Origin of the sequence: Arsenicicoccus bolidensis DSM 15745 (assembly GCF_000426385.1) — a bacterium.
In the GTDB taxonomy this organism is placed as follows: Bacteria; Actinomycetota; Actinomycetes; order Actinomycetales; family Dermatophilaceae; genus Arsenicicoccus; species Arsenicicoccus bolidensis.
Genome location: NZ_AUFG01000027.1, coordinates 18,269 through 32,047, shown reverse-complemented (window position 1 = coordinate 32,047; position 13,779 = coordinate 18,269). Strand labels below are relative to the sequence as shown.

General features: G+C 68.9%; 13 protein-coding genes. 9 read left to right on the top strand and 4 right to left on the bottom strand.

Annotated elements, in window-relative coordinates; genetic code table 11:
- Window positions 1-288: 288 nt before the first annotated feature.
- The 4 genes from K313_RS0113885 to K313_RS21175 are packed head-to-tail and all read right to left on the bottom strand — an operon-like array spanning window position 289 to window position 3,880.
- Window positions 289-1,542: a MinD/ParA family ATP-binding protein gene (locus tag K313_RS0113885; RefSeq protein WP_029212113.1), complete on the bottom strand. Its 1,254-nt coding sequence runs from the start codon at window positions 1,540-1,542 to the stop codon at window positions 289-291.
- A 12-nt stretch (window positions 1,543-1,554) separates the two neighbouring features.
- A complete protein-coding gene (locus K313_RS22505; RefSeq protein WP_029212112.1) occupies window positions 1,555-3,069 on the bottom strand; it encodes a M23 family metallopeptidase in 1,515 nt (504 codons plus the stop codon).
- Window positions 3,069-3,581, bottom strand: coding sequence for a hypothetical protein (locus tag K313_RS0113875; protein WP_156911404.1), 513 nt, complete (start codon window positions 3,579-3,581; stop codon window positions 3,069-3,071). The genes K313_RS22505 and K313_RS0113875 overlap by 1 nt, the downstream gene beginning before the upstream one ends.
- 41 nt (window positions 3,582-3,622) lie before the next feature.
- Complete coding sequence (locus K313_RS21175; RefSeq protein ID WP_051274147.1) at window positions 3,623-3,880, bottom strand: helix-turn-helix domain-containing protein; 258 nt, start codon at window positions 3,878-3,880, stop codon at window positions 3,623-3,625.
- Between the two features lie 179 nt (window positions 3,881-4,059).
- Here K313_RS21175 and K313_RS24815 point away from each other — a divergent pair, with 179 nt between their 5' ends.
- From K313_RS24815 to K313_RS0113825, 9 genes are all read left to right on the top strand, one after another.
- Complete coding sequence (locus tag K313_RS24815) at window positions 4,060-4,752, top strand: DUF6668 family protein (protein ID WP_338021333.1); 693 nt, start codon at window positions 4,060-4,062, stop codon at window positions 4,750-4,752.
- Window positions 4,749-5,030 carry a hypothetical protein gene (locus K313_RS0113860; RefSeq protein WP_029212108.1) on the top strand — a complete coding sequence of 94 codons (282 nt, stop codon included), beginning with the start codon at window positions 4,749-4,751 and terminating at the stop codon, window positions 5,028-5,030. Before K313_RS24815 ends, K313_RS0113860 begins: the two co-directional genes overlap by 4 nt.
- 30 nt (window positions 5,031-5,060) lie before the next feature.
- Entirely contained in the window at window positions 5,061-5,801 is a 741-nt protein-coding gene (locus tag K313_RS0113855; RefSeq protein WP_029212107.1) for a DUF8175 domain-containg protein, read from the top strand.
- 1 nt (window position 5,802) lies between these two features.
- Window positions 5,803-7,443 (top strand): hypothetical protein, encoded by a 1,641-nt coding sequence (locus K313_RS21170; protein ID WP_029212106.1) that lies wholly within the window; start codon window positions 5,803-5,805, stop codon window positions 7,441-7,443.
- The gene (locus K313_RS0113845; RefSeq protein WP_029212105.1) at window positions 7,427-8,941 is read left to right on the top strand and encodes an SCO6880 family protein; all 1,515 of its coding nucleotides are present in this window, start codon (window positions 7,427-7,429) and stop codon (window positions 8,939-8,941) included. The genes K313_RS21170 and K313_RS0113845 overlap by 17 nt, the downstream gene beginning before the upstream one ends.
- On the top strand, window positions 8,938-10,503 hold the full coding sequence (locus tag K313_RS0113840) for an ATP/GTP-binding protein (RefSeq protein WP_029212104.1): 1,566 nt from the start codon (window positions 8,938-8,940) through the stop codon (window positions 10,501-10,503). The genes K313_RS0113845 and K313_RS0113840 overlap by 4 nt, the downstream gene beginning before the upstream one ends.
- Window positions 10,504-10,505: 2 nt before the next feature.
- A complete protein-coding gene (locus K313_RS0113835; RefSeq protein WP_029212103.1) occupies window positions 10,506-12,305 on the top strand; it encodes a TraM recognition domain-containing protein in 1,800 nt (599 codons plus the stop codon).
- Entirely contained in the window at window positions 12,302-12,745 is a 444-nt protein-coding gene (locus K313_RS0113830; RefSeq protein ID WP_029212102.1) for a DUF4913 domain-containing protein, read from the top strand. Before K313_RS0113835 ends, K313_RS0113830 begins: the two co-directional genes overlap by 4 nt.
- A 181-nt stretch (window positions 12,746-12,926) precedes the next feature.
- Complete coding sequence (locus K313_RS0113825) at window positions 12,927-13,775, top strand: YfbU family protein (RefSeq protein WP_029212101.1); 849 nt, start codon at window positions 12,927-12,929, stop codon at window positions 13,773-13,775.
- The last annotated feature ends 4 nt before the right edge of the window (window positions 13,776-13,779 follow it).

Sequence of the window (13,779 nt, the reverse complement as noted above, 5' to 3'; positions counted from 1 at the left end):
CCCCGCGCGGGTATCAGCCCGTCATCGGCAGCTCCGACTCGTCTCGGGGGGCAGGGAGGGGAGCGAGGTGGGCCAGGCCCGCGTCGCTCGCTAGAACAGCGGCGATGTACTCGCTGATGCTGACCCCCCTGGCGGCCGCGCGTGCGCGAACGGCGTCGCCAACAGCGCGCGCGGGGCGCGTCACCATGATGTCGCGGTCACCTTTGCTTGGGCGTGGCATGCCATGCACCCTAGTCACGCTCGTATCAGATACCTCGCACGTGGCGCGCGTGTCGCGGAGCGAGGTCATCACAGGCCCGCAGCGACGGCGGCGGCCGCGCGCAGGTAGGCGCGCTGGGTCGGGGCGGCAAGGTTGTCGACACGCAGCCACTGCTGACGCATGGCGGGGTCGTAAGGGATGGTGACGACGGCGCGCGCGAGGGCGTCGAAGCCCTGAGCGATCGAGGACGCGTCGGCCTCTTCACGGTCTGCCTGGGAGACCAGGACTACGGCCTGGTCGGCGAGCCGGGCGGAGCGGGCGTCGCGGTCGGCGAGGGCGTTGAGCAGCAGCCTGCCGGCTTCGGCGTGATCTGCTCGGGTGGTCGTGGCCACGACGATTTGGTCGGCGTGATCGATCATCCTCAACCAGAGGGCGTCGCCCTCGTCATTGCCGGAGTCCATGAAGATGAGGCGGTAGTACTTGGCCGCGACGGCGTGCACGGCGTCGAGCTGGTCGGGGGTGAGCTTCTGCTCCGTGGAGAGCAGGAGAGGGTTCGAGCGCAGCACGTCGTACTTATCGAGGGTCTGGTGGTGCACGGCTGCGGCCAGGTCTGCAACGCGGGCGCCCGGGGTGAGCAGCTCGTCGGTGCGGGGGAGCAGGTCGAGCACGGTCGCGTCGTGAGGTCCGCTCTCGGTGCGCCACCCGAGCGTGCCTCGGGTCACGTTGCTATCCCAGGCGAGGACGCCGGAGCCACCGGCTCGAGCGAACATCGCGCTGAGCAGGGCGGTCGCTGGGGTCTTGCCGGCGCCGCCCTTGCCGTTGAGAACGGCGATGGTGCGCGGCCCGGGCCAGTGCTGGGAGATGGCGCGCTCGTCTTCCCAGCGGGCGATCTCCTCGGCCGAGGGCCCGGAGGTGAAGCCGAGCCGGGCGAGGAAGGCCTTCCAGCCGGTGGCGGGCGGGGGGCTCATGCGCGCCTCAGCCAAGAACGATCGCTCGCGGGCTTCGCGTCGGGTCATGGGTGGCCTCTGGGTGCTGGCCGGGTCGATCGAGGCCGGTGCTGGCAGCTCCGTCGGCGGCGTCGGGTGGTCGGGCTCGGCCGGTGCTTCCGTCAGGGGGTGGACGGTGCCGTCGGGGTGGACGCGGAGCTCGTGCCCCGTCTTCGACTCGGGGTCGCGGGCGATCACGTCGATGGGGCGACCGGCGCGGCGGGCCTGGAACATGACCGCACTCAGCAGCTGGCGTCGTGCGCTCTCGACGCTGTCGGCCTGGACGTGCACTGGCTCCTGGCCGTCGATGGTCACCGTGCCGGTGCCGTCGCGGTTGACGATCGCGATGTTCTGCATGGGGGTCCCTCCCTAGTTGGTGTTGACGCCGACCTTCTTGAGGAAGCCGCCCGGGTCGACGAATGCACCGTTCTGCTTGATCTCGAAGTGCAGGTGGCAGCCGGTGGAGTAGCCCGTGGTGCCGACCTTGGCGATGTGCTGGCCCGCGGTGACGTGGTCTCCGATGTGCACGAGGCGACCGTCGTTGGGCATGTGCGCGTAGCGCGAGACCACGCCTTGGCCGTGGTCGATGGCGAGTAGGTTGCCGTAGCCCTGGGCCGGGCCGGCTTGGATGACGGTGCCGGCGTTGGCCGCGTAGATCGGGGCGTTGCAGGGGGCGCCGAAGTCGGTGCCGCTGTGCAGTTTGTGAACGCCGGTCACCGGGTGGGTGCGCATGCCGAAGGGGCTGGTGATCGGGCCCTTCGCGGGTGCGGCCCAGCCTTTCAACCCGACGGGCCCGGCCTGCCCGGGACCCGCGGCGGCGCCGTCAGGCGGGCATCCCGCGGGGGAGGTCGTCGCATCTGTCGGGACTCCTGACCCGCCAGTGCCACTGAGGGACAGGTGGACGTGGTCCTCGTGGTTCTGGGTGGGGGCCCCGCGATCTGGCAGGGTGCGCCAACCCTCGTCGGCGCGGGCGACGCTCCAGATGCGCGAGTACCACATGACGTACTTGACGTCGAGAGCGGCGGCATTTGCCTGCAGATAGGCGGCCAGGCGGTCGCCGGTGGCTTTGCCATCGGGGATGTCGTTGGTCATGAAGTCGAGCGCGAGGCCGGCGGGGTGCCCCGACTGGTCGTACTTCTCCGCGCTGGGTGGGCGGTAGCCGCCCACGGTCTTGATCCCGAACTTCGGGCCGACGGTGTTGGCCACGGTGATCGTGCCGGGCTTGACGGGACCGAGGTTGTACCGGCTGCCGCCGGTCTGGGCGGGCTGGCTGGGTGCGCCGGCGGCCGTGCCAGGTGGTCCGGTCTTCACCGCGCCGAGGGCTTGCACGACGGCTTGGGCCGCTGGCCAGAACCGGCTGTAGTGGTAGGGGTCCGCGTTTGATTGGACCTTGTGCGCGACCAGCGTCGGCTCCATGGACTCCCGACCCTGGACGGTCATCTCCTTCTTGAAGAAGTTCGTCGCGGAGATGAACGGGTTCATCCGGTCGGAGTAGCTTCCCCAGGCGCCGTTGTCGCGCTGCTGGAACAGCCCGCGCGAGTCAGGACCCACGCTGTCGCCCCGGTCGAGCACGGCCAGGGACGACTCACCCATGGCGGTCATGACACCGATCTGCTGGTCCCGGACGGTCAGACCGAGCTTCTGCGCGGCGGCCATGACGTGGGCCGCGTTGACGAGCTGCTCGCGGCGGTACCCCGCGATCGGCCCCTGAGGGACGCTCGTGGTGTCGACTGCGACGGCCGCGCCGGTGGGGTCGCAAACCTTCTGGTTCACAGTTTCGCTCGTCGTGACCGTCCCTAGCAGCACCACGAGGAACAAGCACGGGACCAGCGCGAGGACCAGAAGAAGGTTGCGGACACCGTGCTGGCGGCTGTCGCCGCTCATCACTGCTGCTCGATGTTCTCAGGGGGCAGGATCCGGTCAGCCCGCCAGGTCGGGTCCTGCGGTGTGCGACCCAAGATGACCAAGTAGGACCCGACGTCGGTCGGCACGCTGACCCGAGCCACCTGAGGCCTCGACGACGGCGTGACCTTCGCAGCCCCGGTGACCTTGGTCGGAGGGACGTTCCGGGGATCGGTGTCGCGGTACGCCTGCTGAGCCTGAACCGTCATCAATGGCGCCAGGTCGGCCCACCACTGCTCCGCCGAGACATTTCGACGGGCGAAAAAACGCATGACCTTAAGCGCAGTTTGTTCCGCATTGTCTTTATCGGCCAGATCCAGAACCAGCGGCGTCTCTGTCGCTGGGTTCTGGACCGTCCCATCGTCGTTCTGCACCTCCACCCCAGGACGCGCGCTCGACACGCCGATAGGGACTACGATGCCGCCGTCTGCACTGGTAGAGGGCGCGTCAGAGGGGGCCGGAGCCGAGGTGTTGCAGGAAGAGAGAAAGATCACGACAGCCAATGTCACACTTGTAACGGCTGCCGCAGAAGCACCTAATCGCCGTCCTCTGAATGGCCGCTTTCGGCCGCGTCGAGACCTGTGCGATGGGTTACGTTCGAGCCCGAGGCGATCGCGTCTCGGAGCTCGTCTCGGAGAATGATCCACGTCGCGCCTAGTTTGTAGGCGGGAATCACGCCTTGGTGAATCCACTGATAGACCCCCTTCTTGGTCATCCCGAGCAGCTCTGCCACCTGGGGGACGTCGAGCTTCTTCGGAAGGTCGTCGAAGAGTTCCTCGAGGCGCGAGGTCACAGCGACCCACCTCCGCGAACGATTCGACATGGGGCGATGGTAGCCGATGAGGGGCGCAAGTACATGGATAGGCCTTTCGTGGGATTAACAGGGTCGCTAGTGCACGGTGGTGTATCGTGGTGCGCACAAGGGGCTAAGCGGTCGATCGAGACCTGATTATCGGCCTAGGAGGCGCAGAGATGACGCAGGGGAACGCATGGGTGGACGCGTCGCCGAGTGGCGTGCGTGAGCAGCCGAGCGTTGGCGAGGACTGGCGCGACTGGCTGCCGTCCGACCCGGCAGGATCTGCGCCGGTGCCCGATGAGGCCCCAGTGCCCACGGAGAGGCCCACTGGGCCGCTAGCGCCGCAGCCGCATGTCTCGATGCCCGAGGACCCGCTGCCGATCACCCGCAAGGATGCATCAGTCGCACTGTGGGTGGTCGGCGCGCACGGTGGCGCGGGAGAGTCCACGCTGGCCGACCTCGACGAGGGATGGGCAGCCGCCGAGCATAGCTGGCCCGAGCTGGACCCTGGCCAGTCCGCCGCGTGCGTCATAGTCGCCCGCACCAGCGTGCGTGGCTTGCTGGCGGCACGGTCCGCCCTGACGCAGTGGGCCGCATCGGGGGCTGGTGATTCCGTCGAGCTGCTGGGTTTGGTCCTGGTGGCCGACGCCCCCGGGAAGCTCCCGGCGCCGATCCGCGACCTGGCCAAGGTGGTCGGCGGTGGCGCGCCCCGTGTCTGGCACGTGCCGTGGGTCGAGGCCTGGCGGCTAGGTGCTCCCGTAGGGGAGCACGTCCCTCGACCCGTCTCCAATCTTGTGAGCGCTCTGCGCTCACTCGCAGCACCGTCGCACGGCGGCGCTGTCCCATCCATCTCTGAGGAGAAGTCATGAGCCTGTTCAGCATCGTGGCGCTGGCCCCCATGGACGTGCCTGACCCCGGTGGCGGTTCCGCTCCGCCTGGCTTCCAGAACTTCACCACGATCATGGGCTGGGGCAAGTGGATCGCCCTGGGGATCTTGGTGATGGCCCTCATCTTCGCTGGCGTGAAGATGGCGATCGGCAACCGCCGCGGTGAGGGCGGGGAGCACGCCGCCGGCATCGGTTGGGTGCTGGGCGGCGTCCTGGTCGTCTCCGCCGCGTTCGCCATCGTCGGGTTCCTGGCCACCTGATCCCGACCGACGACGAGAGGAGCCGACGCGATGACCAGCAATGCGGTCCAGAACTCCAGCCAACAGTCCGGCCCCTCGAGGAAGGTCCTGGGGGCCACGGTGGTCATCGCGACCATCGTCATCCTGGGGCTGGTACTCACCCTCACGAATATGCTCGGCGGCAAGCCGGACACGCCTGCGGCGCCGCCCTCTCCGACGGCCCCGCCACCGCCGACCACCGCCGCAGCGGCGGGAAGCGTGTGCGGTCTCAAGCAGGTGCAAACGTCGGGGACGGTCGCCTCACCGCCCGTCGCGACCTGGACGCTCGTCGGAACGACCGCTGCGCCAGCCATTGAGGGGCAGGGCCCCGGCAAGATCGACGAGGATGGCTACCGCAGCTGCTACGCCCGCACGCCCACCGGCGCGCTGGTGGCTGCGGCGAATCTTCTAGCCATGGGCAGCCAAGCTGCTTTGCTCGGTCAGAAGATGACTGAACGCTCGACTGTCCCTGGCCCGGGCCGGGATGCGGCCCTGAACCAGCCCCCTGCGTCGGCAGACTCGTCAGGAGTCCGCATCCAAATCGCGGGATATCGCGTTCTCAAGTACGACGGACTCTCCGCGGAGATCGACGTTGCGATGAGGACGTCCAACGGGGCCGTCGCCGCGCAGGCGCTCACTCTCAGGTGGGTAGACGGCGATTGGAAGATTCAGCTGGCACCTACCGGCGACCTTCCGGCGCCGATGACGCAGCTGCCTTCCTTGGCGGGCTACATCATGTGGTCGGGGGCCTGAGATGTCCGGGTGCAAGTGGTACGACCCCGTCTGTAAGAGTAAGGAGTTCGCTGCCTCGACCATTGGTGATGCTCTGACCAAGACGGCTGATGCGGTCCTGCAGGCAGTGGGTAAGGCGCTCGGGTCATTGGGCGCGATGTGGGTAAATATCGGCACCCCGACCTTGACGGGCGGCGGCGGTGACAGTGGCGTCGCCGCTGGGAGCCATGCCGCGGGCGCTGAGGGGATCGACACCGTGCTGGGGTGGGCGACGTGGATCGCGTTCGGAATCTGCGTGTGCTCGCTGATGGCTGCCGGTGTTCGGATGGGGTTGGGTCATCGTCACGAGGGTCACAGGCATGTCGACCGGCTCGGCGTCATCTTGATCGCGACGATCATCATCTCCGCATCGGTGGGCTTGGTGACGGCGATCGCCCCTGCCGCAGGATCGATCGGGTCGCCGGCGGTGGCGTTCATCCAGAACTCGTTGTGGTGGTACATGATCGCGTTCGCAGTCATGGGCGTGATCGTCGGGGCCGTCCGCATGGCGTGGGAGCAGCGCGCTGAGCCCGGCAAGCAGCTGGTGCAGTCTCTGATGACCCTGGTTGTGGTCAGCGGTGCCGGCCTGACGACGGTCTCGTTGCTGGTGAAGGCTGGCGACGCGTTCTCGGTGTGGCTGCTAGACGGTGCGCTCGGGTGCTCAGTCGAGGGCACCGGCGGGACGTGCTTCGGCGGGAACATGGGCAAGCTCCTGGCCTTGACGACCAACCCAACCACCGGCGGTCTCGGCGCGATCATGATCATCATCCTGGGCCTGCTGGCGGTGATCGGCTCGATCGTGCAGATCCTCCTCATGGTCGTGCGGGCGGGGATGCTCGTCGTGCTGGCCGGGGTACTCCCCATGTCCGCGGCCGCTACGAACACCGACACCGGCCGCACGATGTTCCGCAAGACGGTGGGGTGGCTGCTCGGGTTCATCCTCTACAAGCCGGCGGCCGCGATCGTCTATGCGACTGCTTTCAAACTGGCCGGCACGAACATCTTTAAGGACGACGGTTCCGGGCTCATCAGCGTGGTGGTCGGGCTGACCCTCATGGCGGTGGCCCTGGTCGCCCTTCCGGCCCTGATGAGTCTGATCGTGCCGGCGGTCTCGTCGGTCGCCTCGGGCGGGGGGATGACGACGGCGGCCATGGCGGGGGCCGCCATGCTGCCGTCAGGTGCCATCGCCGCAGGTCGACTGGCAGGCGGGCACGGCGGCGGAGGGGGAGGCCATGACGCTGGGGGGTCCTCACCGACCGGCTCGACCGGTGCCGCTGGCGGTCCTACCGGGGGCGCCACGGGTGCTGGGCCCACCGGCGACGCCGGACCTTCCGGCGGGTCGGGCCGGGCGGGTGCCGACGGCGCGTCGGGCGCAACGGGCTCGGGCGGCGCGACCGGTGCCGACCCCGCTGGCTCTGCCAGCGCTGCGGGGACCGCTGGCACTAGCGGAGGTTCAGCGGCTGGCACCGGGGCAGCGGCCGCGGCTGGCGCGGCGGCTGGTCCCGTGGGGGCAGCCGCCGGTGTGGCCCTGCAGGCAGTGTCAGGAACGGTTAAGGCGGCGACCGGGGCTGTCGAGTCCGCCGCGGAAGAGAGCTCGGGAGGACCAGATGGCAGCCGCAGGTAGTGCACAGAGCGCGGGACCGCGCACGTACGGGAATTGGCGCAGGCCGACGACGTCGGGCCTGTTCGGCCTCGGCTCCCTCGGCACGGGCATCATGCTCGTCGGTCTGATCTTGACCGTGCTGGTGACGATGGTCGGTGGCCTGGTGCGGGGGCTGGTTACGTTCCTGCTGCTGGTGCTGTGCCTGGCGACCATCCTCGTGCGTGATGGCCATGGGAAGAACCTGCTCGACCGCGGCCTCGCGCGCGTGGCGTGGGGGGCCGCGACCCGCAAGGGCGCGCATCTGTATCGCTCGGGCCCGTTGGGTTTCGCGTTGTGGGGGACTCACCAGTTGCCGGGCATCGCCGCGCAGTTGCGCCTCAGCGAGCACACCGATTCCTACGGGCGTCGGTTCGCCCTGATCTATGCCCCGACGACGCGCACGTACACCGCGGTCATCGCGACGGAGCCGGACGGGGCTGGCCTCGTCGACCCCGAGCAGGTCGACGTGTGGGTGGCCGACTGGGGCCACTGGCTCGCCAACCTGGCCGACGAGCCGGGTATTGAGGCGTGTGCGGTCACGATCGAGACGGCTCCGGACACCGGGCACCGGCTCCGGCGCGAGGTCGAGGCCAATGTGGATCCAGACGCCCCCGATTTCGCTCGAGCAATGCTGCGCGAGGTGGTCGACCTCTACCCGGCTGGCTCGAGCGTGATCAAGGCCTACGTGACGTTGACCTTCTCCGCCGTGAGCGCGGCGACCGGCAAGAGGCGCAGCGACGTCGAGATGGGCCGGGACCTCGCCTCACGACTGCCGGGGCTGACCGGAGGGCTGTCGTCGACGGGGGCAGGGGCTGCTCGTCCCCTTTCGGCTGGCGAGGTGTGCGACGTGGTGCGGGTGGCCTACAACCCTGGCATTGCCCCGCTGATCGACGAGGCACACGCCGAGGAGGGTCGTACGGACTTCGACTGGGTCGATGTGGGACCAGTCGCGGCCGAGGCCGAGTGGGCTGGCTACCGCCACGACGATGCCTACAGCGTCACGTGGTCGATGACGACTGCGCCCCGCGGGAACGTGCAGTCCGCCATCCTGGCGCGGCTGCTGGCCCCGCACCGGGACGTGGCCCGCAAGCGGGTGACGCTGCTGTACCGCCCGATCGACGCTGCTAAGGCCGCGGCGATCGTCGAGGCGGATCTTCGCGCTGCACAGTTCGTGGCTACGTCCACGACCCGTCCTTCGGCTCGTGAGGTCCTGGCCACCAGATCAGCAGCAGCCACCGCCCAGGAAGAGGCCGCCGGCGCGGGACTGGTGAACTTCGGCATGCTGGTCACCGCCACCACTGTGGGCGAGCACCGGGTCGCTGAGGCCAAAGCCGCCGTCGACAACCTGGCCGCCACGGCGCGGTTGAGGTTGCGGCCGGTGTACGGCGGGCAGGCGGCCGCGTTCGCGGCAGCGCTGCCCCTGGGCCTGGTCCTTCCCAAGCACCTCAAGGTTCCCTCGTCGTTGAAGGACCGGCTATGAGCGTCGAGCCGTCGCAGCTGAGCGCCAACCCCCGCAGAATCGGACGGCTCTTGCGGCGAGGTAAGGGCGGTGCCACGGCTATCACTGTTCCCGTCCGGCCCGGCCCGCGTGGCTGGCTCGGGCGGGGCCGCGGCGAGGACGTGCTGGTCGACGCTCCGCCGGAGTACCGCGGCACGACGATGCAGGTGTGCGGGCTGTGGCCGTGGGTCGCGGGATCAGGCACCCCTATGGTGGGCGTTCCCTTCGGGCGGCACATCACCAGCGGAGCCACGCTGTGCTGTGACCCGATCAGCTGGTTCCAGCGCGCCAAGCTCATTTCCAACCCGAGCGCCTTCGTCCTCGGCAAGCCGGGGCTGGGTAAGTCCACCGGCGTCCGCCGGATGGCCACCGGATTGGCCGGCTTCGGAGTGATGCCGTTGGTCTTGGGTGATCTCAAGCCCGACTACGTCGACATGGTCGAAGCGCTCGGGGGCCAGGTGATCCGCCTCGGCCGCGGTCGGGGATACCTGAACGTGCTCGACCCCGGTGAGGCCACCGCAGCGGCGCAGCGGCTCACCGGATCGGCCCGAGCAGCGGTCTTGGCCGATGCTCACGGGCGCCGGCTGACCATGGTGTCGGCGTTGATCACGATCCTGCGTTCCGCGCAGCCCACGGACCGTGAAGAGACCATCCTTGACCGGGCGCTGCGCATCCTCGACGACAAGCACGCCGGGGTGCCCGTTCTGGGCGACCTGCTGCAGGTCGTGCGGGAGGCCCCCGAGGAGCTGCGCATCGTGGCCTTGGATCGAGGCGACGACAACCGCTACCGGGACATCACCGAGAACCTGGAAGCGTCCCTGATCGGCCTGACCACCGGCGGCCGATTGGGGGAGACGTTTTCGCGCCCCACGTCGAATCCCATGCGCAGGGACCGGCCCGTCGTGTTCGACGTGTCCGCGATCGACGACTCCGAGATGGACCTGCAGGCCGCGACCCTGCTCGCGTGCTGGTCCGCCGGGTTCGGCGCCGTGAACGTCGCCAACGCTCTCGCCGACGCAGGTTTGGAGCCCCGACGGCACTACTTCGTGATCATGGACGAGCTGTGGCGCGCTCTGCGTGCCGGGCGCGGCATGGTCGACCGGGTGGACGCTCTGACCCGGCTCAACCGCCAGCGAGGCGTCGGGATGGCCATGGTCAGCCACACGATGAGCGACCTGCTCGCCCTGCCCTCCGAGGAGGACCGCATGAAGGCCAAGGGGTTCGTCGAGCGGGCGGGCATGGTGATCTGCGGGGGCCTGCCCGGAGCCGAGATGCCGCTGCTCACCTCCGCGGTGCCGCTGAGCCGCGCCGAGCAGCAGATGCTCATCGGCTGGCAGGACCCACCAGCCTGGGACCCACACACCGGCCGAGAGGCCGCCCCGCCAGGGCGGGGAAAGTTCCTCGTGAAGGTCGGAGGCCGCCCCGGCATCCCGGTGCAGGTGCACCTCACCGACGCCGAACGGAGCATCAACGACACCAACAAGCTGTGGCACGAGCAGAGCCGCGTCGGCGCAACCATCGTCGACCCTGAAGGGAGCCGTTGACGATGAGCACGCCCAACAACCGTCGCTCCCAGCCTGGGCATCTGACCACCGAGACCATCGCCATGTTCGTGCTCATCGGCGTCGTCGTGGTCGCCCTCGGCACGGTCTACCTGGCGGTGAAGGTCGGCCACCAGCTCGCCGGCCTGCCGCCGGCGCCGGCCGACCCCTGGGAGGTCCTGTTCGGCGTCTTCAAGGGCACCGTCGCCTGGCCGACGGCCTCCACGGTGGTCGCCAGCGGCATCCTGGTGATCGCCCTCGTCCTGGTCGCCCTCGGCTGGCGGCTGATCGCCCGCCGACAGGCGCGGTCCTCGCGCGTCGACCCGGCGGCTCGGTACATGGGCCGCGGCCGCGACGTCGAGTCACTCACCCACAAGGCCGCTGCTGCCACCGCACAGCGACTCGGGGTGCACGGGTCGCCAGGGGTACCCATCGGGCGCACCGTGGGCACCTCAACAGCGTTGTACGGGTCGTGGGAGGACATGCACATCGACGTGTGGGGTCCCCGTACGGGAAAGACGACGGCCCGTGCGGTGCCCGCGATCCTCGACGCGCCCGGAGCGGTGCTGATCACCTCGAATAAGCGCGACGTTCTCGACGCAACCCGAGACCCCCGCGCCACCGCGGGGCCGGTGTGGGTGTTCGACCCGCAGTCGGTGGCCCGCGAGGAGCCGACCCAGTGGTGGTGGAATCCGCTCTCCTACGTCACCGACGAGGTTCGCGCGGCCAAGATGGCCGAGCACTTCGCGTCCGGGTCACGTGACCCCGGCGCCCGCACCGACGCGTTCTTCGATCCATCCGCGCAAGACCTGCTCGCCGGGTTGCTCCTGGCGGCGGCACTCGACGAGCGTCCCATCACGGACGTGTACCGATGGCTCACCCGCCCCACGGACAAGGAGCCGCTAGGCATCCTCCAAGCCAGCGGCTACGACCTGACCGCCGACCAGGTCGCCGGGGTCCTCTTCGCTCCCGAGAAGCAGCGCGGCGGCGTCTACGGCACCGCCCAGCAGATGGCCTCGTGCCTGACGAACCGGCAGGTGGCCCGATGGGTGATGCCCGCCTCGGCAGGTGATCGCCGCGCGCAGTTCGACCCGGTGACCTTCGTCCGGGACGGCGGCACGCTCTACTCGCTGTCCAAGGAGGGCCGCGGCACCGCCGGCCCCCTCGTGACCGCGTTGACCGTCGCCGTCGTCGAGGCGGCCGAAGCTCTGGCGGCTGCCTCTCCTGGCGGCCGTCTGGCGCGCCCGATGCTCGGCGTCCTCGACGAGGCCGCCAACGTGTGCAGATGGAGGGAGCTACCGAACCTCTACAGCCACTACGGGTCACGCGGGATCGTCCTGATGACGATCCTGCAATCGTGGTCGCAGGGCGTCGACGTATGGGGCGAGTCGGGGATGCGCAAGCTCTGGTCTGCCAGCAACGTCGCCGTGTACGGCGGCGGCGTCAAGGAGAAAGAGTTCCTCGAGATGCTGTCAGCGCTGATCGGTGACTACGACAAGAAGGTCTCCTCGATCTCCACCAGCCGCGGGCAACGCAGCGTCAGCGAGCAACTCACCCGTGAGCGGATCCTGGACGTCGCTGACCTGCAGGCGTTGCCCAAGGGTCGGGCGGTCGTCCTGGCCTCTGGCAACCGGCCCACCTTGATCGAGACGCAACCCTGGATGACGGGCCCGCACGCCGAGGCCGTCAAGGCGTCGATCGCGGCGCACGATCCGAGCGCGGTCGCAACCATCGGACAGGCCGAGCGCGAACTCGCCGCCGTCCAGCAGTCCCTGGCCGCCTGCCCACCCCCGGTGCAGTCATGAGCGGCCTGGGCGAGTGGGACGACGACGCGCCGGTCTACGACCTGGGCGATGCGCCCGTTGCTGACGTCGACGAGGAGCCCGGCGACCCGCGCCTCTACTACGGATCCGTCGACGAGTTCGTGCGCGAGTTCGTCTGCCCCACCTTCCGGCGCAACGTCGGTGAGGAGGGCCGTGCCGACTACCGCTGGTCGGCCCGCTGGTGGGAATCGGCCGAGGCCATCATCCGGTTGGAAGCGATGTGGCGGGCGTGGGAGCACCTGCGTCTCGACCCCGCCACGGGAATGTCGGTGTGGCTGCGTGACCACGCCGACCACCACCTCGGGGTGCTAATGAGCCCAGTCGGGCCGTGGGCACTCTCCCGCGACACCGCCGGCGCCGACGAACCGCTTCCCTACGAGGCGCCCCCCGCATGCCTGTTCCCAGACGTACGCGACAGCTAACCCTTCGTCACACTCCCTTCAGTACGGCCCAGGAACAAGGGCAAAGGGGTCGACCCTAGTGAGGTCGACCCCTTCGACGTGGGCCTGCCAGGGGGCTGCAGGGGCCTGAAATGTCGCTTGTGCACGAGAGTACATTTTGATTACTGTATACGTACACAGATTGCGATCATGGAGGTAGGACATGGCGACCATCACCGTCCGTGTCGATGACGAGACCCGGGCTGAGCTGGAAGAGCTGGCCCGGTCTCGGGGCACATCTCTTTCAGTCCTTGTCCGCAGCCTGCTGGAAGGCCTGGCCTTACCCAAGACCACGCAGGAGCCCCGCCCGGACAGCGTGGCTCCCCGCAGCCTGAGCGCCTACGAGCGGCAGATGCTCGCCCTACAGCACCGCATCCTTGCGCACGTGATGCCCGCGACCTACCAGGAGCTGAACGCGATCGACGAGAATGCCGCCCAAGTGGAGGGTGATCCCGAGCATCAGCGCGGGAAGGCCCGCATCCTGGAGAGCGGGTACGTGACGGAGTACGACGATGTCTTCGCCAGCGTCAACCCCGAGCTGTCCGCCGAAGACTGTCGGTTCGTGGTTGACGTGCTCAGCCTCTTTCAGTACGCCAACTGGCACATTCGTCGACTGCGCCAGGGGGGCACCGCGATCGACGAGGACCTCGAAGGGCGCCTGACCTTTAGCGGTTTCGACTTCAACGACAACCGCGAGAGCGCCCTGGCTGAGTACGCCCGCTTCTTGGTGACGCCGGCCCGCTGGGCCGAGCTCCTGGACCGCTTCTCCGCCGAGCACGAGCACGGCAACTCCCACATGCCGATGGCTAGCATCTACCAGCGCATGGTCGACAAGCACCACGCCATCATTAGCGCACGCTCGGGGTTTGGTCCGGAGCGTTACCGACTCGAGGTGGGCGATCTGCAAGCCATCGCCGACGCCGCCACCCACCCGGGCTCGCGCGGTGGTGGTTCCCGGAAGAGTGACCCTGCTGGGCGCTCGGCGCTTTCATCTCCGTCCCTCGAACGGTGACCCA